At 38.3% G+C, this 21,405-nt stretch carries 19 protein-coding genes and 1 rRNA gene; 12 read left to right on the forward strand and 8 right to left on the reverse strand.

Translation table 11 applies throughout. The features are described 5' to 3' along the window. Window positions 1-389: 389 nt before the first annotated feature. The 5 genes from AC06G9_RS14140 (at window position 390) to AC06G9_RS14160 (ending at window position 4,263) form a co-directional block, all read left to right on the forward strand. A complete protein-coding gene (locus AC06G9_RS14140) occupies window positions 390-716 on the forward strand; it encodes an ArsR/SmtB family transcription factor (RefSeq protein WP_094773454.1) in 327 nt (108 codons plus the stop codon). Between the two features lie 77 nt (window positions 717-793). Then, window positions 794-1,252 carry a DUF6428 family protein gene (locus AC06G9_RS14145; protein WP_480956544.1) on the forward strand — a complete coding sequence of 153 codons (459 nt, stop codon included), beginning with the start codon at window positions 794-796 and terminating at the stop codon, window positions 1,250-1,252. Window positions 1,253-1,263: 11 nt separating this feature from the next. Beyond that, window positions 1,264-1,875: a low molecular weight phosphatase family protein gene (locus AC06G9_RS14150; RefSeq protein WP_480956545.1), complete on the forward strand. Its 612-nt coding sequence runs from the start codon at window positions 1,264-1,266 to the stop codon at window positions 1,873-1,875. A 2-nt stretch (window positions 1,876-1,877) separates the two neighbouring features. Beyond that, a complete protein-coding gene (arsB, locus tag AC06G9_RS14155) occupies window positions 1,878-2,915 on the forward strand; it encodes an ACR3 family arsenite efflux transporter (RefSeq protein ID WP_480956546.1) in 1,038 nt (345 codons plus the stop codon). A gap of 172 nt (window positions 2,916-3,087) precedes the next feature. Further along, window positions 3,088-4,263, forward strand: coding sequence for a BaiN/RdsA family NAD(P)/FAD-dependent oxidoreductase (locus AC06G9_RS14160; protein WP_480958189.1), 1,176 nt, complete (start codon window positions 3,088-3,090; stop codon window positions 4,261-4,263). On the opposite strand, the gene AC06G9_RS14165 is transcribed toward AC06G9_RS14160, so the two are convergent. The 3 genes from AC06G9_RS14165 to recQ form a co-directional block, all read right to left on the reverse strand. Then, entirely contained in the window at window positions 4,253-5,341 is a 1,089-nt protein-coding gene (locus AC06G9_RS14165; RefSeq protein WP_293925954.1) for an SGNH/GDSL hydrolase family protein, read from the reverse strand. The genes AC06G9_RS14160 and AC06G9_RS14165 overlap by 11 nt on opposite strands. Before the next feature lie 189 nt (window positions 5,342-5,530). Continuing rightward, complete coding sequence (kdsA, locus tag AC06G9_RS14170; RefSeq protein ID WP_480956547.1) at window positions 5,531-6,346, reverse strand: 3-deoxy-8-phosphooctulonate synthase; 816 nt, start codon at window positions 6,344-6,346, stop codon at window positions 5,531-5,533. A gap of 15 nt (window positions 6,347-6,361) precedes the next feature. Further along, window positions 6,362-8,551 (reverse strand): DNA helicase RecQ, encoded by a 2,190-nt coding sequence (recQ, locus tag AC06G9_RS14175; RefSeq protein ID WP_094773459.1) that lies wholly within the window; start codon window positions 8,549-8,551, stop codon window positions 6,362-6,364. Window positions 8,552-8,650: 99 nt separating this feature from the next. On the opposite strand from recQ, the gene AC06G9_RS14180 reads away from it, so the two are divergent. From AC06G9_RS14180 to AC06G9_RS14195, 4 genes are all read left to right on the forward strand, one after another. Further along, complete coding sequence (locus tag AC06G9_RS14180) at window positions 8,651-9,616, forward strand: KpsF/GutQ family sugar-phosphate isomerase (RefSeq protein WP_293925949.1); 966 nt, start codon at window positions 8,651-8,653, stop codon at window positions 9,614-9,616. Between the two features lie 127 nt (window positions 9,617-9,743). Then, window positions 9,744-10,118: a DUF1573 domain-containing protein gene (locus tag AC06G9_RS14185; RefSeq protein ID WP_045756024.1), complete on the forward strand. Its 375-nt coding sequence runs from the start codon at window positions 9,744-9,746 to the stop codon at window positions 10,116-10,118. Between the two features lie 99 nt (window positions 10,119-10,217). Then, window positions 10,218-11,414, forward strand: coding sequence for a pyridoxal phosphate-dependent aminotransferase (locus tag AC06G9_RS14190; protein ID WP_293925946.1), 1,197 nt, complete (start codon window positions 10,218-10,220; stop codon window positions 11,412-11,414). Window positions 11,415-11,686: 272 nt separating this feature from the next. Continuing rightward, window positions 11,687-11,980, forward strand: coding sequence for a hypothetical protein (locus AC06G9_RS14195; protein ID WP_045756026.1), 294 nt, complete (start codon window positions 11,687-11,689; stop codon window positions 11,978-11,980). Window positions 11,981-12,012: 32 nt separating this feature from the next. On the opposite strand, the gene cmk is transcribed toward AC06G9_RS14195, so the two are convergent. From cmk to AC06G9_RS14215, 4 genes are all read right to left on the reverse strand, one after another. Further along, a complete protein-coding gene (gene cmk / locus AC06G9_RS14200) occupies window positions 12,013-12,699 on the reverse strand; it encodes a (d)CMP kinase (RefSeq protein WP_045756027.1) in 687 nt (228 codons plus the stop codon). 4 nt (window positions 12,700-12,703) lie between these two features. Then, complete coding sequence (locus AC06G9_RS14205; RefSeq protein WP_045756028.1) at window positions 12,704-13,117, reverse strand: hypothetical protein; 414 nt, start codon at window positions 13,115-13,117, stop codon at window positions 12,704-12,706. A 5-nt stretch (window positions 13,118-13,122) separates the two neighbouring features. Beyond that, a complete protein-coding gene (gene topA / locus AC06G9_RS14210; protein WP_480956548.1) occupies window positions 13,123-15,552 on the reverse strand; it encodes a type I DNA topoisomerase in 2,430 nt (809 codons plus the stop codon). A gap of 154 nt (window positions 15,553-15,706) precedes the next feature. Then, on the reverse strand, window positions 15,707-16,471 hold the full coding sequence (locus AC06G9_RS14215; protein WP_045752258.1) for a DeoR/GlpR family DNA-binding transcription regulator: 765 nt from the start codon (window positions 16,469-16,471) through the stop codon (window positions 15,707-15,709). A 158-nt stretch (window positions 16,472-16,629) separates the two neighbouring features. On the opposite strand from AC06G9_RS14215, the gene AC06G9_RS14220 reads away from it, so the two are divergent. From AC06G9_RS14220 to AC06G9_RS14230, 3 genes are read left to right on the forward strand one after another with little or no spacing between them, the layout of a single operon-like run. Then, window positions 16,630-18,207, forward strand: a complete 1,578-nt coding sequence (locus tag AC06G9_RS14220; RefSeq protein WP_434443690.1) for a glycerol-3-phosphate dehydrogenase/oxidase — start codon at window positions 16,630-16,632, stop codon at window positions 18,205-18,207. A 10-nt stretch (window positions 18,208-18,217) separates the two neighbouring features. Beyond that, on the forward strand, window positions 18,218-19,726 hold the full coding sequence (gene glpK, locus AC06G9_RS14225) for a glycerol kinase GlpK (protein WP_480956549.1): 1,509 nt from the start codon (window positions 18,218-18,220) through the stop codon (window positions 19,724-19,726). 11 nt (window positions 19,727-19,737) lie between these two features. Next, window positions 19,738-20,466, forward strand: a complete 729-nt coding sequence (locus AC06G9_RS14230) for an MIP/aquaporin family protein (protein WP_045752260.1) — start codon at window positions 19,738-19,740, stop codon at window positions 20,464-20,466. A 774-nt stretch (window positions 20,467-21,240) separates the two neighbouring features. On the opposite strand, the gene rrf is transcribed toward AC06G9_RS14230, so the two are convergent. Continuing rightward, window positions 21,241-21,352 (reverse strand): 5S ribosomal RNA (gene rrf, locus AC06G9_RS14235). Window positions 21,353-21,405 lie beyond the last annotated feature (53 nt).

The following is a 21,405-nucleotide window of genomic DNA, read 5'->3' on the forward strand; positions in this document are numbered from 1 at the left end:
GCCACCTCTTCTGCTGATTCAATAACGTCAAATGACGTCGTACCATGAGTGGAAGAAACGATGCAAAAAATAGTCGTAAGAGATTTACCCTAATAATCATTTTGTACGAAATGAACGATATTTTCCGCTATAAAATAGATCGGTCTCTCTACTACCTCATCACCTTTTTTAACCCGCTGAGTTAATTTAATTGATTTAGCCATATTAAGTATTATTGGTTGCACTAAATATACTAAAATCAAAGCCTTATTCCAATATCGACATATCCTTCTGCCCCATTCGCCAAAACAAATAAGCAAAATCCTTTTAATTTGTCCACCTAATTATTTTAAAAAAAATTGAAAAGTAAATAATTAATCGTAATATTGCGATATACAAATAATATCAATATGGGAGTTACCAGAGCAGATCTTTTTACAGACGAACAAAATCACATGGCCAATATCATTAAAGCACTTGGACATCCTGCACGTATTGCCATTATTGAATACTTATTAAAAGTAAATGTATGTATATGTAGTGACATCGTAGATGAACTGCCCTTAGCGCAGTCAACCATATCGCAGCATCTCAAAGAGTTGAAAAATGCAGGACTTATCAAGGGAAATATAGAAGGAACATCCATATGTTATTGTATAGATGAGAAAACCTTTGGATTTTTAAAAAATTACTTTGGTCAAATCGTTGTCAATACCCAAAATCAAAAATGCTGTTAAGACAATATTTCATCCTGTAGCATAAATTTTTTTATTCATACATATCGCAATATAGCGATATACAAATTATATAACATATGAAATTATCAGACATCAAAAAAATTCTACCGACATTAGAACATGTGGTCTTTCAACTAGCAGATGGCACCGCTGTTCCAGCACATGTTCATGTCACAGAAGTAGGGCAAATCAGTAAAAATTTTATCGATTGTGGAGGTACCATCCGAGTAGAGCATACTGTAAATTTTCAATTGTGGAATGCCGACGACTACGAGCATCGCTTGAAACCAGATAAATTGTTGCATATTATTCAATTGTCAGAAGAAAAACTACAGATCGGCGATTACGAAATCGAAGTAGAATATCAACGCGATACCATTGGAAAATACAGCTTAGATTTCGATGGAAAAAACTTGGTACTCATCAATAAAACCACGGCCTGCTTGGCGTTAGAATCGTGTGGTATTCCCTTAAAACCATTACATGTGGTAGCATCTACAAGTAATTCATGTACTCCTGGCTCTGGCTGCTGCTAATCAGTAAAAATATGAATCCAAAATTAGACATCACGATCAAAAGCATCGTTCATACAGCAATCGATCAAGAGCGTAAAGCTATTTTACAGCCCTTGATTGACTTTATCCAGCTCAAGGTGAATCAAGATACAGACGTCAATTTAAACTTCATCTGTACGCACAATTCAAGGCGAAGTCACCTGTGTCAGATCTGGTCGCAACTAGCTGCATGGTACTATCAAATTCCAAAGACATCTTGTTATTCTGGAGGTACAGAAGCAACTGCACTATTTCCAAAAGTAGTAGAAATACTGAAAGAAGAAGGCATGCAAATCGATATGATCGTCGACACTGCCAATCCCATATATGCAATCAAATTTGATCAAAATGCAGCACCTCTGATTGGCTTCTCTAAGCAGTATGATAACAACTTCAACCCACAATCCCATTTTGCTGCGATTATGACCTGCTCACACGCAGATCAGGGCTGTCCTTATATCCCTGCTGCTGAAAAAAGAATTTCAGTCACATTTGAAGATCCCAAAATAGCTGATGGTACCGAGCAGCAAGATGAAGTATACAGAGCACGAAGTTTAGAAATTGCCTCACAAATGTTTTATGTCTTTTCTCAAATCAAAAAATAAGTATGGAGACCAAACTAAAATTTCTTGATCGATTTTTGACTTTATGGATATTTCTAGCCATGTTGCTCGGTGTATCGCTTGGTTATTTTTATCCCCAAGTACCTGATATCTTCAACACGCTCACAGTAGGAAGTACCAATATTCCCTTAGCCATAGGGTTAATACTCATGATGTATCCGCCATTGGCAAAAGTCGACTACTCCCTATTACCTCAGGCATTTTCGGACAAAAAAGCAATAACAATTTCACTTGTACTCAACTGGATCATCGGTCCTATATTGATGTTCGGATTAGCGATCATCTTCCTGCGAGATCAACCCGACTATATGGTAGGACTGATTTTAATCGGGCTAGCCCGATGTATAGCCATGGTGATCGTATGGAATGATCTCGCCAAAGGAAATCGAGAATATGGAGCACTATTGATCGCCTTGAATAGTATTTTCCAAGTATTTTCCTATAGTTTTTTAGTTTGGCTGTTTATCAATAAGCTACCCGCCTGCCTGGGTATTGCACAGTTCAATGTATCCGTATCCATCAAAGATGTGACAGAAAGTGTTCTCATTTATCTGGGCATCCCCTTTTTACTAGGCTTCCTCAGTCGGTACGTATTGATCAAAACAAAAGGTAAGGAATGGTTCAACCGAAAATACATCCCGACCATCTCTCCCATTACACTTTATGCGCTATTATTTACCATTGTACTCATGTTCAGCCTAAAAGGAGACCAGATTGTAAAATTACCACTAGACGTTCTCCAAATAGCAATTCCACTGATACTCTATTTCGTGATCATGTTCTTTACCAGTTTTTTTATCAGCAAATCCCAAAATATCCCCTACGACAAGAATGCCTCCATTGCCTTTACAGCCACGGGTAATAATTTTGAATTAGCGATTGCAGTTGCTATAGCCGTGTTCGGAATACACTCACCCCAAGCTTTTGTTGGCGTCATTGGCCCATTGATAGAAGTACCTGTATTAATTCTTCTGGTAAGAACTAGTTTATGGCTAAAAAAGAAATATTATCCTTTAAAGTAGCGTACCCATAAAACACTAAAAAGAGTCTTTAACTAAAATTGCAGAAATTACACACCTACAATAGAAGATGATGACTGACCAAGGTTAGTACATCATCTTCCCTATTCATGAGGTCAATGATTTTGATCATGCCTACGCTATTCATGATCTTAAATGCTTATTTTTGCAGCAAATGAACGAAGATCCGATTATCATCATTGGTGCAGGTCCTGCAGGATTAATGGCAGCACATCAACTAGCAAAAAAAGGCTATAAAGTGCATATTTACGAGAAAAATAAAGCTGCAGCAAGGAAATTCTTAGTTGCAGGACATGGTGGCTTTAATCTCACACATAGCGAACCGATCGCATCCTTCATCAAAAAATACGATGCCGAGCAGATCCAGCATATCGTTCAATCATTTGACAACAGTCATACCGTTGCGTGGCTAGCCGAGATCGGCATTTCCACGTATGTAGGAAGTTCAGGAAAAATATTCCCCGAAAAAGATATCAAGCCGATACAGGTATTGCAAGCATGGTTAGACCAGCTCAACCAACTGGGCGTTATCATACATTATGAACATAACTTCATGGATTTCGATCAGCACTCCGTGACCTTAAATCACAACAACGAATCGATCCATAAGCCTTATCACAAACTGGTATTAGCACTAGGAGGAGGTTCGTGGAAAAAAACAGGCTCGGACGCAGCATGGATATCCCTATTAGAAAATAAAAACATCACAATAAAACCTTTGCAAGCTGCCAACTCTGGCTACAATACAACGGATGATTATACCAGTTTAGAGGGACAGGTCTTAAAGAACATTGAAATTTCCTTTCAAAATACAAAGAAGTTAGGAGAAATGGTCTTTACCAAATATGGTATAGAAGGAAGCCCTTTATACTATATGAACCGGTATACCAGAACGTTCCATTTTCCGTTACACCTTCATATTGATCTTAAACCAAACCTGACTAAAGATGCTCTTGTCAAGCAGCTTCAATCTGGCAGTCAGGTCAGCACTATACTCAAGACTAAGCTCAGATTATCAGCAACAGCAGCAGCCCTTTTAAGACGCCTCGATAAACACACCTTTACCAATCCCGAAGCTTTAGCTGACGCGATTAAACATTATCCCATCCCAGTGTCTGGATTGAGACCGATTGATGAAGTTATTTCCACAGCTGGAGGCATACCTTTTACAGAACTTCGAGAAGATCTTGCACTCCATCAGTTTCCTAACGTGTACTGCGCAGGCGAAATGATCGATTGGGAAGCGCCTACAGGAGGATATCTCTTGCAGGCATGCTTTAGTACAGGCGCATGGATAGCATCATCTATAGATAAGCAAACTACTTCTTAAGTATTTTAGCAATCAGCTTTTGGTACGCATCAGCTATTTTCATCATACCGATATCATTCGGGTGTGCATAATCAACTGTTGAATTTATATCCAATCCAATTTCCTTATTGGTTAACAAATACAAATTCTTATCCCCTGATGCGGCTACACGACCAACAAATGCATGGGCAACCGCACTGCTTTTGCGGTATTCTTCATTTTTATCTAAATTAAAAATAGCCTTGTTAAATCCAGAACTATGCTCCGTAATGATAATAGGAGTTTTGGGATGTCTTTTCCTAATTTCTGTAACTGCGTTCGTTAACAAAGAATCCAGCTGCTGAGCCGTTCTATCTTTTGTTAATGCTAGATTTGGAATACAATCTAAGATATACACAGCTGCATCTACCTGATTGATATGGTTGATAATCGGCTGCTCCAAACGACCATTTCCCGAAAAAGCAACATTAATGATCGGATTTTGAACCGCTCGTCCTAAAATATTACTCCACGCCAGACCAGGTCTTGTCGCACAGGCACCCTGTGCTATTGAAGTACCGTAAATCACGATAGGTTTGCCTTCACCAACCACAAACTTAAAATTTTTGTCAGATCCTACACCGATTTCCATCCATTCAACGGTATTGTACAAAGGTAAATAAAGGCGATAAGTGAAGTTAGAATTTTCACCCAACTCCCGATAACTATACGAGACCGTATCTGCAAAATTATAATTACCGAATGCCCAGTTCCAACCACCTTTTTCGTCTTTTGCATAAAGATCTACACCACTCACGCCGATCGTTGGCATATGGGGCATATTCAAAGAACCACTCACTTTATAACGAATTGTAATTGCTGTAGCATCAGTCTTAAAATCAACATACAAACCGGCACTATTCGTTCCGAGACTCCACACGGGCGATCTTACCTGATCTTTTAACTGATCGGGCAATCGGTAGTAATTAGACAATTCTTCCGTGGCTATACGGCCTTGAATCACCTTATCCTTAAGTGGGTCATTCCACTTGGACTGTTGCGCAACTGAGCTGAAAGCAAGAATAAGCCCAGCAACAGAGAAAAGTAAGTTTAATTTCATAATTTAGATTGAAATCCAAATCTAACAATTAAAATAACAAATTAAAAAATCAATTGAATGACGCACCAAAAGAATTGTAATCGATAAGAATTAATAAAAACCACCAAATCCGCAACAGACTGAAAAATAAGACATAAAAAAAAGTCATCGTTTCAAACGATGACTTTTGATAAATTATAAACATTCGTGCTACAGAATAGCCTGTCTTACACGAACTAATTTTTCCATTAAATCTTCCAGGTAATCTAAGTGCAGCATATTGGCACCATCAGATTTAGCTTGCGCAGGATTAGGGTGCGTTTCAATAAATAATCCATCAGCACCCACCGCAATTGCAGCTTTTGCAATTGTTTCGATCAATTCTGGCTTACCACCAGTTACTCCCGATGTTTGATTCGGTTGCTGTAAAGAATGCGTACAATCCATGATCGTAGGAACTCCAAAACCGCGCATTTCAGGAATACCTCTGAAATCGACTATTAAATCTTGGTATCCAAATGTATTACCACGATCAGTCAACATCACATTAGTATTGTCCGAGTCTATTACTTTATCTACAGCAAACTTCATCGACGCTGCATTTAAAAATTGTCCCTTCTTTATATTAACCACCTTACCCGTTTCTGCCGCAGCAACAAGTAGTTCCGTTTGGCGACATAAAAAAGCTGGAATTTGCAAAACATCAACATAAGCTGCTGCCAAAGCGGCTTCATGGCTTTCGTGGATATCAGTCACGGTAGGAACTCCAAATGTTTTACCTACCTTTTCCAAAATGCGCAATGCTTTCTCATCGCCGATACCGGTGAAAGAATCCACACGTGATCGGTTTGCTTTACGATAAGAACCCTTAAATATATAAGGAATATTTAAGCGATCTGTTATGGTAACGATTTTCTCCGCGATACGTAAAGCAATTTCTTCTCCCTCTATCGCACATGGTCCCGCCATTAAAAAGAAATTCGTAGAATCTCCATTTTTAATTTGAGGTAGTACTGTATTTATCATTTAATATATGCGTTTCTAATTTCCTAATTCAGACATAAATTTAATTCGCATCAATTGAATATCTTCAAAAGAATAGTCATCTCCACCTAAATCTCGCAAAGCTTGATCAATAGAATCCGAATCAGCCTGCTTAAAGTAATCGTAAACCTCATCTTGGCGATCTTGATCGATCATTTCATCAACGAAATATCCAATATTCAGTTTTGTGCCAGCATTGACGATCGTCTCCACTTCTTTCAACAAATCTTCATAACTGATTCCTTTTGCAGCAGCAATATCATCAAGACCAATCTTACGATCGATATTCTGTATAATGGCAACCTTTAATGCAGACTTATTGGCCGTACCCTTGATCACTAAATCAACAGGACGATCGATGTCATTTTCTTCCACATAGTTTTTGATCAACTCAACAAACTGTGCTCCAAACTTAACCGCTTTACCATTGCCCACACCCTGTATCTGTTTCAATTCATCCAATGAAACAGGATAATGCGTACACATTTCATCTAATGATGGATCTTGAAAAATAACAAATGGTGGTAACGATTTTGATTTAGCAATCTTTTTACGGAGATCTTTTAACATCTTCAATAACTCGGTGTCTAAAGCTCCTGTCGCATGTCCAGCATCGTCAGAGGACGAATCTCCAGAAAAATCCAAAGGACGATTCATGACAAATTTTAATGCATATGGATTTTCTAAATAATGACGTCCGATATCGGTCATTTTTAATAAACCATAATGATCAATATCCTTTGCCAAGAAGTTATTCAGAACGGCTTGCCTAACCAAAGACTCCCAGTACACAATACCTTTATCTTTACCTTTTCCAAACAGCGGATGCTCATCATGTTTATAAGCAGACACAGGTTGATTATTTTGACCGATCATCACATTGATCACATGCAGATCATCAAAATTCTCCCCCTGTTCTTTAATGAAAGAAAGCACTTCTAATAAAGAGGCTTCAGCTTCAAAATAAGTCTTTTGAGAACGGCAGTTATCACACATGTTACTACAACCCGTTTCATCAAAATTCTCACCAAAATAATGTAATATTTGTTTACGTCTACAAACTGCAGATTCAGAATAATCAATGACCTCTTTGAGAATCTGGGTACCGATTTCCCTTTCAGCAACAGGCTTATCCTTCATAAATTTCGTTAATTTCTCAACGTCCTTCTCCGAGTAAAAAGCCAAACATAGCCCCTCTCCACCATCACGACCAGCACGACCTGTTTCCTGATAGTAACCTTCCATTGATTTTGGAATATCATGGTGGATGACAAAGCGTACATCGGGTTTGTCGATTCCCATACCAAAAGCTATCGTTGCTACGATAACCTCCACATCCTCCATTAAAAATTTATCCTGTGTATCAGCACGCGTTTTAGCATCCAGACCAGCATGATAAGGAAGCGCCTTGATTCCATTGATATTTAAGACCTCACTAATTTCCTCAACCTTTTTACGGCTTAAGCAATAAATAATACCCGTCTTTCCAGATTGACCTTTAATAAAACGTACGATTTCTTTAACGACATCCTTCTTAGGTCTTACCTCATAAAATAAATTGCCCCTATTAAAAGAAGATTTAAAGAGCATAGCATCATTCATTTGAAGATTCTTACGAATATCCGACTGCACCTTTGGAGTAGCAGTAGCTGTCAACGCAATGATGGGTATATTTTCACCGATACCATTGATCACTTGACGAATCTTACGATATTCAGGGCGGAAATCATGTCCCCATTCAGAGATACAATGCGCCTCATCAACAGCCACAAAAGAAACCGTTATCTGCTTTAGAAATTCGACATTTTCCAATTTGGAAAGCGATTCCGGTGCAACATAAAGTAGTTTGGTTTTCCCTGCCGTAACATCCTGTTTAACGCGCATAATATCACCTTTATTCAATGAAGAATTTAAAAAGTGAGCAATACTATCCTCTCCGCCAAACGCGCGAAGTTGATCAACTTGGTTTTTCATCAAGGCAATTAAAGGTGAAATGACAATTGCTGTCCCCTCACTCATCAATGCCGGCAGCTGGTAACAGATGGATTTACCACCCCCAGTAGGCATAATGACAAATGTGTCCTTTCTCTGTAGCACATTTGTTATGATTGCTTCTTGATCTCCTTTAAAAGTATCAAAACCAAAAAAATCTTGTAAATTGTCGAAAAGTGATTTTTCTATTTCCATCGAGCCTCGGGCAAAAATAAGATAGATAAATGACTAAAAAATCTGTAAAATAACGTATTTTTGTAGTCAATCTTTAATATAAAAGTAGATATTTTATTTGTGAAAAGCAACATCGATATAAAAAATATAGCTATACAAGCGATACAAGAAGAGGCTAAAGCGGTAGCTGATTTGTCACAACGGATTGACGACGACTTTGTTAACGTGGTGAAACAAATTGTAAACTTACAGGGACGTGTCATCGTTACCGGCATAGGAAAGAGTGCAATAATTGCTCAAAAAATTGTTGCAACAATGAATTCTACTGGAACACCATCCATTTTTATGCATGCCGCTGACGCCATTCACGGAGATTTAGGGATCATTCAACAGCAAGATTTAATCATTGCTATTTCAAAAAGTGGGACAACTCCCGAAATCAAAGTATTGGTACCTTTCTTAAAACAAACAGGCAATACTTTGGTAGCCCTTGTTGGTAATATTAACTCTTATTTGGCAGAACAGGCAGATTATGTATTGGACACAACTGTTGACAAAGAAGCCTGTCCAAATAACCTCGCTCCGACTTCCAGTACAACAGCGCAATTGGCGATGGGCGATGCCTTGGCCGTATGCTTACAGGAGTGCCGTGATTTTTCAGATCAAGACTTTGCGAAGTACCATCCAGGAGGAGCACTCGGCAAAAAACTATACCTCAAAGTTGCGGATCTTTCAGATCAAAATGAAAAACCAAAAATTCAAAGTCATGCAAGGATCAGGGAAATTATACTCACCATTACCCAACATAGATTAGGTGCCGTTGCTGTATTGGACCAAGATCAGATTATTGGCGTAATTACCGATGGTGATATAAGACGGATGCTCGAAAATTATCAAGATTTATCTGGGCTTACTGCCGCCGACATCATGGGTGCAAACCCCAAAACAATTGACAAATCTGAACTTGCAGTAAATGCATTGCATATGATGCGCCAAAATAATATTTCGCAATTGATTGTTTTAAACGATGGAAAATATGATGGCATTATTCATATTCAGGATTTGTTAAAAGAAGGAATCATCTAGTCTGAGGTGAATGTAATATTATTGTTATTAGCTCCTTTTACCCACTAAATCAAAGTCTAAATAGCTATTTTGGTACGTTGTTTGACTATATCAAATAGCATAGTAAACAAATAAAGAAGAAGAAGATATGAAAAAGTTTTTAGCCGTATTAACTGTTATTATCGCATTTGTAGGATTTACTGCAATGCAAGCGAGTCAAAGCGAATTTAAATTTGAGAAAGAAACGCATGATTTTGGAAAGATTGCACAAGGAACTCCAGTTTCATACAGTTTCAAATTTTCAAATGTTGGAAGTGAGCCTATCATTATAAGTGATGTTAAACCATCATGCGGTTGTTCAGTGGCCGAGTTCACAAAGACTCCCATCAAACCAGGAGATACAGGAACCATTAAAGTGACGTTCAATGCTGCATCAAAAGCTCCATTTACAAAAAGCTTTACGGTAACATCAAATACGAAAACACCTGTAAAAACATTGTACATTAAAGGAATTGTAGAGTAATTACTTTACAGATATCATGATCATCAAAAGCCACTTCAACTAAAGTGGCTTTTTTTAGTTTTTATTCCTTAAATTTGTATTGCTAATTTATATAAAATAATGCCATCAATATCAACAAAAGGGTATAATATGCCCGCTTCTCCAATTAGAAAACTGACGCCTTTTGCTGATCAAGCAAAGAAAGAAGGAAAAAAAATCTATCATTTAAACATCGGACAGCCGGACATCGAAACACCCGAGGTCATGCTAAATGCGTTAAAAAACATTGACTTCAAAGTTTGGGCATATACAGCATCTGAGGGAACAGCATCATACCGCAATAAACTCACGACATACTACAATAATTTGAACTATCATATCGAACCTACTGATATCTTAGTAACAAATGGTGGTTCTGAAGCGATTATGATCGCTATGCAAGCGTGTTTAAACCCTGGTGAAGAAGTAATTATTCCAGAGCCTTTCTATGCTAATTACAATGGTTTTGCATGTTCAGCAGATATCGTAGTTAAACCGATTATGTCCTATATCGACAGTGGTTTTGCTTTACCATCGATCGCCGAATTTGAAAAAGTGATCACGGATAAAACAAAAGCTATTGCAATCTGCAATCCCAATAATCCTACAGGTTATCTATATTCGAGAGAAGAACTCGAAGCGTTACGCGAACTTTGCTTAAAATACGATTTATACTTATTTTCTGACGAAGCATACCGTGAATTCTGCTATGATGGTCGCGAATTTATTTCGCCCATGCATATGGAGGGATTAGAACAGCACGTGGTTGTATTGGATACTGTATCAAAACGCTATTCGGCTTGTGGAGCTAGAATAGGCTGTCTAATTACAAAAAACAAAGAACTATACCAAGTAGCACTCAAATTTGCTCAAGCACGCCTTAGCCCTTCTTTGGAAGGTCAGATCGCTGCTGAGGCGGCGATAGATACACCAGCTAGTTATTTTGATGCCGTTTCAACAGAATATACAGCCCGTCGCGACACCTTGGTCGCTGGTTTAAATAAAATTGAAGGTGCATTTTCGCCAAATCCAGGTGGTGCTTTTTATGTCGTAGCAAAATTACCTATTGACAACGCAGATAAATTTTGTCAGTGGATGTTGGAAGAATTTGCTTACGAAAATGAAACCGTGATGATGGCTCCGGCAACCGGATTTTACAGTACTCCGGGAGCAGGAAACAATGAAGTGCGATTAGCTTACGTACTCAATCAACACGACCTGAAAAAAGCATTGATTTGTTTAGAAAAAGGATTAGAAGCATACCCAGGGCGAGTATAATTCCAAAAGGTACTGCCTGTTGATCCAAAATAAAGGAAAGGGCTATCATACATCTGTGTGATAGCCCTTTCCCTTATAAAAGACTCCTACTCTTCCAGCCATTACCCGCTTTTCCATTTCTTATTTGATGCTATTACCCATCTGCATAGCCGATAAAATATGCTGTAGTGTCAACATACAGGCTACGACTCAATCGCTTTTATTTATTTCATACCAAACATTTTACCCACTTCAAACGTTATTATAGTAATTGATCACTAAATAGATATAATATGGATAAATTGAAGAAATTTGAATTGATGGAAAAAATTTCCAGAGAGTTAGAAGATGTAAGAAAAAGTCAGCAAGCCGTATTAGAAAAAATTGGAAAAATTGAGGTGGATAATATCGAACTTGGAGACCAAAATCTAGAAAAAATTCTACCGGATATTTTTCAACGTACTGCAGACAATTCAGATGCAATTCGTCAACTATTGGACTCTTTCCAAGAAAAAACAGATGAGTACGGTGAGAAGAACAATGTTGCCAAACTAAAAGAACAACAGCAAATCAATAGTATTAAATAAGATTTACTATTAAATAATACAAGAAAAGCTTCCTATTTGGAAGCTTTTCTTTTTGTATATTCTTCAATGACAAATGTCAGCTGATCCTCTTGAGTCATATATGAATTATCCAGTATGATGGCATCATCAGCTTTTCGTAGCGGGCTCTCTTCTCGCGTGCTGTCGATATGATCACGATGTGCCAGATTTTTAACAATCTCATCCATGGTCACGTGCTCACCTTTACTGGTCAATTCGAGATAACGCCTGTTTGCACGAACCTGCGGATCGGCAGTCATAAAGATCTTCATATCTGCATCCGGAAATACAGTCGTACCAATATCACGACCATCCATCACAATATTGCGCCTACGTCCCAACTTTTGCTGCTGTGCAACCATGGCTTGACGTACCGCTTTAATCGTACTCACCTCACTCACCTTATCAGAAATATACATCTGACGGATCTCATCAGATATATCTTCATCATTCAGGTGGATCTCTGTTTTTTCCAGATTAGGTATAAAGTCAATATGAATATTTTCTAATGCTTGAGCAACTGCCGCTTCATCTTCTACATCGATCCCTTCCCTAAGGAAATACAATGTTACAGCACGGTACATCGCACCGCTGTCAATAAAGACGAATTTTAATTTTTTAGCTAATGCCTTTGCTACTGTACTTTTCCCACAGGAAGAGAAACCATCAATAGCAATAATAAAGTTATGTCTAGTTGTCATAAAACTAATTCATACCTCCTATGATTACCCCAAGCTTGTTGACTAAAGGAACAAGTATTAAATTCCCTTCAATGATGCTCTCTGGCAAGAAGATATATTTCTTATCGTAAATAATATTATCAATGTAAAAACTCAACCAGTATTCATTTGTCAAGCCAAATACCTGTTCGTCAATAGCTTCGATTTTTTCAAAAGAATGTGCGGCAACATTTCCAATAAAATGACGCAATGTACTTGTTTGTACCTGAGCACCATCTTTCTCACCATATCCTTTTGAAGTAACCAAGACATTTTGAATCTCTTGACTTTTCTCATTGATCAAATAGACATTCCATACCTTAAACTCTGGACTTTCACTTTCCAAAACAACAGCAATTGTGATATTTTGAACAATGTTTTCAGGTAAATCCTTTTTCATTTCAATTATTTCGCTTTAGTTGCTTTGACTGTAGCTGCTTTTTTAGTTGTCGTCGCCTTTTTTGCTGTCGTAGCTTTTTTAGCCGGTGCTTTCTTAGCTGTGGCCGTTTTTTTGGCCGTTACTTTAGCTTTACCTTTAGGTGCATCGGCTTCCGCCCATTTCAATACATCCTGATAAGTAATTTGCTCCACTTCCATTCCTTTAGGAATTTTTAAATTTTGCTTTCCAAAACGGACGAATGGACCCCAACGACCTTGTTCGATTTGAGCTTCAGGGTTTTCATCAAAAACACGAATAATCTTTTCAATATCCTTCTGTCTCTTTTCTTTAATGATCTGAATACACTCTTCCTCGGTCACATCCAGTGGATCAATACCTTTTGGTAAAGAATAGAAAGAAGAATCGTGACGGATATAAGGACCAAATCGTCCAATAGCAACAGTCATTTCCTTTTCTTCAAAAACACCTACTTTCTTAGGAAGCTTGAACAATTCCATAGCATCCTCAAAAGTAATGGTTTCGATCATTTGACCCTTACGTAAAGAAGCAAAACGAGGCTTCTCTTCATCATCCTGTGCACCGATCTGAACTAAAGGACCAAATTTACCGATACGCACAGATACAGGCTTACCCGATACAGGGTCTACACCTAATTCTCTTTCATTGTTCGCACGCTCAGCATTTTCCAACGTATTCTGTACTTCCGAATGAAAAGGTCCGTAGAATTCGCGCAACATATCGGTCCATTCTGTCAGACCATGCGCAATCTCATCAAATTCCTTTTCTACTTTTGCCGTAAAATTAAAATCAACAATACCCTTAAAATGCTCAACTAAGAAATCGTTGACCACGATACCGATATCTGTTGGAAACATTTTTCCTTTCTCAGCACCCGTAATTTCAGTTTTAGTCACAGCAGAGATTTCAGCATTTTCCAAAGTCAATACACGATAATCACGCGAACGACCTTCCCTTTCCTCTTTTACCACATATCCACGGTTTTGAATCGTCGAAATAGTTGGTGCATAGGTAGAAGGTCTACCAATACCAAGTTCTTCTAACTTTTTCACTAGGGCCGCTTCCGTATAACGAGCAGGAGGTCTGGTGAAACGCTCTGTCGCATTCATGCTTTTCAACACAACTGCTTGCCCGGTCGTTAACGGTGGCAATAATGAATTATCACTTTCTTCATCATGGGTTTGATCTTGATCGTCATCCGTAGATTCGAAATAAACCTTTAAGAATCCATCAAATTTCATGACTTCACCCGATGCCGATAAATCTTCTTTACGCGTAGATATGGAAATTTTAGCTAATGTTTTTTCAAACTCTGCTTCACTCATTTGAGAAGCAATAGCACGTTTCCAAATCAAATCATATAAACGTTTTTCTGCAGCATCACCTTCGATACTATGTTCAGAAAAATAAGTCGGACGAATAGCTTCGTGGGCCTCTTGAGCACCAGAAGTTTTGGTTTTATATTTTCTCAGCTTATGATAGCGATCACCATAAGCAGATCGAATTTCTTTTTCAGCAGCTTCCGTTGCAGTATCACTTAAATTAACAGAATCGGTACGCATATAGGTAATACGTCCAGCCTCATATAAACGTTGTGCCACCTGCATCGTGCGTGCTACAGAGAACCCAAGCTTACGACTAGCCTCTTGTTGTAATGTTGAAGTCGTAAATGGAGCCGCAGGAGCTCGTTTCGCAGGTTTTGTTTCCAAACTCTTCACAGCAAACTCTGCAGTCTTACAATCGTCTAAAAACTGCTTAGCTTCAGCTTCTGTTGCAAAGCGATGTGGTAGTTCTGCTTTAAAACTATCTTTAACTTTTCCAGTATGGAAAAAAGCAACTATACGAAAGGATGCCTCAGCATTAAATCTGATCACCTCACGCTCACGATCGACGATCAGACGGACAGCGACAGATTGAACACGTCCTGCAGATAATGAAGGTTTCACCTTTTTCCATAATACAGGAGAAAGTTCAAATCCGACCAAACGATCCAATACACGACGTGCTTGTTGTGCATTTACTAAATTATAATCTATTTTGCGTGGATTCTCAATGGCTTTTAAAATTGCAGGTTTCGTGATCTCATGAAATACAATACGCTTGGTACTCTCATCCTTTAATCCCAACGTCTCAAACAGATGCCAAGATATGGCCTCTCCTTCGCGGTCCTCATCGGACGCTAGCCATACAGTTTCTGCAGCTTTAGCTAATTTCTTTAACTCACTGACAACAGCCTTTTTATCACTCGGGACTTCATACTTTTGTTGAAAATCTTTGTCTGTATCAATAGCATCATCGGTCTTCACCAAATCACGAATATGTCCGTAACTAGACTTCACTAAAAAGTCCTTCCCTAAATACCCTTCTATTGTTTTCGCTTTCGCTGGAGACTCTACTATGAGTAAATTTTTAGCCATTTAAATTTGAGATTTGTGCAAATAAAGGCATTTCTTTAACGAATGACAATATTTTTAGTCTTTTTTTACATAATTTAAAGAAAAATAATAAAATCTGGTTGAGTAAAATCCCAAATTTTGTTACCATATTTCCGAACAACATAGCCTATTTTTTCTATTCAGCTATTATTAATTTAACGCCTAGTTTCTCAATCTCTTCTTTATAATAAGGTGTAATCCCTTGGTCTGTTATGATGATATCAATTTCATCAATGGCACAGATCCGTCCAAAAGATTTTCTTCCAAATTTAGAAGAGTCTGCCAATACAATGACTTTCTGTGCAGATTGAATCATCGCTTTATTCAACTTGGCCTCCTGACCAGAAGTCGTAGACAAGCCATACGTGATATCGATACCGTCAACACCAATAAACAATTTGGAGCAAAAATAATCCCCCAAGATTTGTTCAGCATAATGGCCAGAGATAGAAATACTGCTTTTCCGAAGAATTCCAGGTAACTGTAAGACTTCTACTGCCGGAAATTGATTGAGCTTCATACTAACCTGCAAAGACGATGTGATCACATTCAGTTCCATACTGGAATCCATGGCATCTGCCAAGGCATGCATAGTCGTCCCCGAAGCAATAATAATAGATTCATGAGACTCCATATAAGAAACAGCGCATTTACTGATGAGTGCTTTTTCATTCGAATAATGTTTTTCCTTTTCAAAAACATTACGGTCTATAATATAAGGATTTTTATTGGTAGCACCACCATGTGTTCGAAAAAGTAAATTAGAATCTTCCAACTGCTTCAAATCCTTTCGAATGGTTACAGTGGAAACATTTAAATCTTGACACAACTGCATCACCGTTATATGATCAGACTTTTTCAACTGCGCTAAGATATATTCATGTCTATCTACAAGATTCATAAAAATTCAATAATTTATGATGCAAGTTACTACTTATTATGAAATAAATAAAACCAACTTTCGTAAGCTTTCGTTTGATTATTAAAATGTTTCATTTATATTTGATTATTGCAATTTCACAACAAAAAGAAATAAATCGTAATAAAAACGATACATATATGATTAATTTTAATAGAAACACAAGTTTAACAGCGGTAAAAAGCACTTCTGAATGGGATATCGTCATCATCGGAGGTGGAGCTACTGGACTTGGTATTGCTGTAGATGCAGCATCCAGAGGATTCAAAACCCTATTACTGGAAAAATACGATTTTGCCAAGGCAACATCCAGCAGAAGTACCAAGTTGGTTCATGGGGGTGTTCGTTATTTAGCGAACGGCGATATCAAGCTCGTCTATTCAGCTTTACACGAAAGAGGCTTAATTTTTCAAAATGCTCCTCATTTGGCACGAATACAAAGTTTTATCATTCCTTGTTATTCATTCTTTAGTAAATGGAAATTTCTTATCGGCTTAAAGATGTACGATTGGATGGCTGGCAAGTATAGAATTGGAAATTCTAAATTTCTATCCAATGCACAAGTCGTCTCCAAACTTCATTCAGTTAAACAACAAGGTCTTCAAGGAGGTATCATTTACTACGATGGACAATTTGATGATGCGCGATTTGCTATTAATTTAGCACAATCAGCACATACATTAGGAGCTACGATTTTAAATTATTGTGATGTAAACGCTATTCATAAAAATGGAGAAGGACTGGTTTCGGGTATCTCATTTACGGACACGGAGTCCAGTGAAAGTTTTCAAATTAAAGCAAAAACAGTCATCAATGCCACAGGAATTTTTGTAGATGATATCTTAAAAATGGAATCTCCCAACCATAAAAACCTAGTAAGACCTTCGCAGGGAACACATATTGTTATTGATAAAAAGTTCTTGGGCAAAGAAGATGCTCTTATGATTCCTGAGACAACAGACGGTCGCGTATTGTTTGGAGTTCCATGGCACGATCATATTTTGTTAGGAACAACAGATACCCCCTTAAATGTACATAGTATTGAACCAAGACCTTTAGAGGAGGAGATTGCATTTATTCTTGATACCGCTAAAAATTATTTAAATCCTGCACCACAAAGAGCCGATATATTAAGTGTATTTGCAGGATTAAGACCTTTAGCTGCACCCAAAGATTCGAATTCAACTTCGACGAAGGAGATATCGCGAGATCATAAATTAATCAGCAGCCCATCAGGTTTAATCACCATCACCGGTGGAAAATGGACCACCTATCGGAAAATGGCAGAAGAAACGGTAAACAAGGCTATTGAAATTGGAAAATTAAGGGATGAACCATGTGTTACCAAGACATTAAAAATCCATGGTTATCACAAAGACCAACAAGAAGGTCACTGGCAATTTTATGGATCCGATGCAAAGTTAATCCAAGATTTAGCTTCAGAAAATCCAGATCTAGCTCAAAAAATACATCCAAGATTTGATCACATCGCGGCAGAAGTCGTGTGGGCAGTACGAAATGAAATGGCTAGAGGTGTAGAAGATGTATTGGCGAGGAGGATGCGTATATTATTTCTGGATGCCAAAGCAGCAATAGAAGCAGCTCCCCTTGTCGTGAAAATCATGGCTAAAGAATTAGACCGATCAACTGCATGGCAAGATGATCAATTAACCTCATTTTTAAACCTTTGTAAACAATACGATTACCAATCACAATAAACCTTGTCCCATGAATACATCTGAATATATTTTGGCACTAGACCAAGGCACTACAAGTTCAAGAGCGATCGTTTTTTCAAAATCTGGAAAAATTGAAGCGGTAGCACAAAAAGAGTTTACACAAATTTATCCTGAATCAGGCTGGGTGGAACATGATCCCAAAGAAATCTGGTCTAGCCAACTCTCTGTATTTACAGAAGTCATGGCCAAGATGAAAATAACGCCGAAGAATATCAAAGGAATAGGAATTACCAACCAAAGAGAAACTACTATTGTTTGGGACAGAATAACAGGCGAACCCATCTATAATGCGATAGTCTGGCAAGACAGAAGGACTGCTGATTATTGTAAAAATATCGAAAAGCAAGGATATGCAGATCTTATTCAGAGTAAAACCGGCCTTCGAATAGATGCGTATTTCTCAGCATCGAAGATCAATTGGATTCTCGACAATGTTCAAGGAGCAAGAGAAAGGGCAAATGCAGGAGAACTCGCTTTTGGAACAGTTGATAGTTGGATTATTTGGAATTTAACAAACGGCGAAGTTCACGTTACGGATGTGTCCAATGCCTCGAGAACCATGCTATACAATATCGAAACCTTAGACTGGGATACCGAGCTTTTGACCCTATTCGATATTCCCGAACGCATGCTTCCAAAAGTGGCATCATCATCTGAAATTTATGGCCATACTTCAGGACAGATTCTCTCCAGCAAAGTGCCAATAGCTGGAATTGCAGGAGATCAGCAAGCGGCTCTTTTTGGACAAATGTGCACCGAAAAGGGGATGGTAAAAAACACCTACGGAACAGGCTGCTTTCTGTTGATGAATATAGGCTCCAAACCCATTCTGTCCAAAAATAATTTGGTAACCACCATTGGCTGGAAAATCGGTGATCAAGTGGTATATGCACTAGAGGGCAGTGTGTTTATAGGTGGAGCAGTAGTCCAGTGGTTGAGGGACGAATTAGGCATCATTAAAAATGCTCAAGAAATTGAAAAATTGGCAGAAAGTGTACACGATAGTAATGGCGTGTATCTCGTACCAGCTTTCTCCGGATTAGGAGCACCACATTGGAATCCGTATGCAAGGGGTACGATTTTAGGGATGTCTAGAGGAACAAATGCGGCACATATTGCTCGTGCTGCACTGGAAGGAATAGCCTTTCAGATTACAGATATATTAAGTGCTATGCAATCCGACGCACAAACGGATATCAAGGAACTCCGGGTAGATGGTGGCGCGAGTTCCAATAACTTTTTAATGCAGACCCAAGCTAATTTTTTAAATGTGGTTACCTTACGCCCAGAAGTCGTCGAGACAACCGCATTAGGAGCAGCATATCTAGCAGGTTTAGCCGTAGGATTTTGGGCAAATATTGAGGAAATATCGGAACAATGGAAAATAGATAGGACCTTTACGCCAATACCCGATCAATCTGTTAAAGAATCGCTTAAAGGATGGAAACGAGCTGTAGAAACAGTGAAATTTTGGGCCAATTATGATGTTAACCATTAAGAATAACTGATATGAATGCATTAATCGCAGAATTTATAGGTACAGCAGTGCTTATTCTATTGGGAGGTGGAGTCGTCGCAAACGTGGTCTTAAAAGACACAAAAGGACACAATGCCGGCTGGATGGTCATCAGTACAGGTTGGGCTCTAGCCGTATTTACAGGCGTTATCATCGCTGGTCCCTATAGCGGTGCACATCTCAACCCAGCGGTCACATTAGCCAATTTGATATTAAATAAGATGACACTAATGTTAGGTATGCAATATATCCTGATGCAGGTGTTAGGTGCTATGTTTGGATCTTTTGTAGTTTGGTGTATGTATAAAGATCATTTCGCACAAACCGATGATGCTGGTGCTAAAGAAGCTGTATTCTGCACAAGACCTGCTATTTTTAATCCTAAGATTAATCTGATCAGTGAAATCGTTGGTACTTTTGTATTAATATTTTCAATTTTACATTTTACTAATCCCACTACACACCAAGGTGAAACTTTTGGATTAGGTTCTATAGGAGCATTACCAGTAGGTTTCATCGTTTGGGCAATTGGCCTTTCATTAGGGGGAACTACTGGATATGCCATTAATCCTGCACGTGATCTAGGTCCAAGGATTGTACATGCTTTATTACCCATAAAAAATAAAAAATCCTTCCACATAGCCTATGCCTGGATACCTGTAGTAGGTCCACTTATTGGAAGCGCAATAGCGACTATTCTTTATTTATATATCACAACATAAGATGACATTAAAGTTCATCATTAGTCGATCTTGATGATTTATGGTCAATCATGAGATATAGGCTAATCATCTTACAAGAGGTGATTAGCCTTTTTATATTAGAAAAATCTAAAATCATTAGTCATCAAAATACTGACTACCAAGGCTAATACTACTTCTCTGTTGTAAAAACTACCGCCATACAACGCATATTAGAATAAACCAGACGTATTGTTCATAAAATGGATTTAGTTTAAAATATAAAACTGATAAGGTAATTGGTCAAACCAGATCATAGGAAAGCAAGAAACGCTCAAACAGATAATCGCTCAGGTAGTAAGCAAAATATCTTATCAGCACCGCTCATGTAGATCCATTCAAAAGGAAACCACATCGCTTACAAACTGAAGACAGAAAACCAATTTTAGAGTAGTTCAGCAGGTGGGCTATAAGCGTATTTCAAAAGCAGGAGTTGCCTGGCGTGGATATGGAGGATGAGCTTGAAGTGGAACCGTGCCGCCAATAGCCATATCCGGAACCAGCTCGGACATGAAGGAGAAGAAATATGCTTGTGCTACGTCTGCAGTACTGCCGTAGCAAGTCGATATCTTTGGCTGTGAAAGGGGTTATCTGCGGCAGCAGGATTGTTAATTGCTGCGTCAGCGCTATTGATTATACTGTAGCAGCGGAATGGCTTGTTCTAAAGCACCGGTACTGGAATATGCTGATCCGAAAGACAGAAAAAGTTTAGCGCACAAAAAAGCCCCTGCTGCTTAGCAAGGGCTTCTGTATAAAAAAAGGCACCGACCTACTCTCCCACCTGTTACGGCAATACCATCGGCTCTGGCGGGCTTGACTGCTCTGTTCGGAATGGGAAGAGGTAGACACCGCCGATATAGGCACCTAAAATGTTTTTATTAGTCATAAAAATGAAATATAAAATATCCCATCCAACATACT

It is taken from the genome of Sphingobacterium sp. MAE (assembly GCF_056711605.1).

Bases quoted from the DNA above. Each gene is read 5' to 3' on its own strand.
- AC06G9_RS14215 (WP_045752258.1), bottom strand. From the start codon at position 16,471: ATGAATCTTGTAGATAGACATGAATATATCTTAGCGCAGTTGAAAAAG.
- AC06G9_RS14165 (WP_293925954.1), bottom strand. From the start codon at position 5,341: ATGAAATTAAACTTACTTTTCTCTGTTGCTGGGCTTATTCTTGCTTTC.
- AC06G9_RS14145 (WP_480956544.1), top strand. From the start codon at position 794: ATGAAATTATCAGACATCAAAAAAATTCTACCGACATTAGAACATGTG.
- AC06G9_RS14195 (WP_045756026.1), top strand. From the start codon at position 11,687: ATGGATAAATTGAAGAAATTTGAATTGATGGAAAAAATTTCCAGAGAG.
- AC06G9_RS14220 (WP_434443690.1), top strand. From the start codon at position 16,630: ATGATTAATTTTAATAGAAACACAAGTTTAACAGCGGTAAAAAGCACT.
- AC06G9_RS14160 (WP_480958189.1), top strand. From the start codon at position 3,088: ATGAACGAAGATCCGATTATCATCATTGGTGCAGGTCCTGCAGGATTA.
- AC06G9_RS14140 (WP_094773454.1), top strand. From the start codon at position 390: ATGGGAGTTACCAGAGCAGATCTTTTTACAGACGAACAAAATCACATG.
- AC06G9_RS14230 (WP_045752260.1), top strand. From the start codon at position 19,738: ATGAATGCATTAATCGCAGAATTTATAGGTACAGCAGTGCTTATTCTA.
- AC06G9_RS14190 (WP_293925946.1), top strand. From the start codon at position 10,218: ATGCCATCAATATCAACAAAAGGGTATAATATGCCCGCTTCTCCAATT.
- glpK (WP_480956549.1), top strand. From the start codon at position 18,218: ATGAATACATCTGAATATATTTTGGCACTAGACCAAGGCACTACAAGT.
- AC06G9_RS14205 (WP_045756028.1), bottom strand. From the start codon at position 13,117: ATGAAAAAGGATTTACCTGAAAACATTGTTCAAAATATCACAATTGCT.
- AC06G9_RS14150 (WP_480956545.1), top strand. From the start codon at position 1,264: ATGAATCCAAAATTAGACATCACGATCAAAAGCATCGTTCATACAGCA.
- topA (WP_480956548.1), bottom strand. From the start codon at position 15,552: ATGGCTAAAAATTTACTCATAGTAGAGTCTCCAGCGAAAGCGAAAACA.
- arsB (WP_480956546.1), top strand. From the start codon at position 1,878: ATGGAGACCAAACTAAAATTTCTTGATCGATTTTTGACTTTATGGATA.
- cmk (WP_045756027.1), bottom strand. From the start codon at position 12,699: ATGACAACTAGACATAACTTTATTATTGCTATTGATGGTTTCTCTTCC.
- recQ (WP_094773459.1), bottom strand. From the start codon at position 8,551: ATGGAAATAGAAAAATCACTTTTCGACAATTTACAAGATTTTTTTGGT.
- kdsA (WP_480956547.1), bottom strand. From the start codon at position 6,346: ATGATAAATACAGTACTACCTCAAATTAAAAATGGAGATTCTACGAAT.
- AC06G9_RS14185 (WP_045756024.1), top strand. From the start codon at position 9,744: ATGAAAAAGTTTTTAGCCGTATTAACTGTTATTATCGCATTTGTAGGA.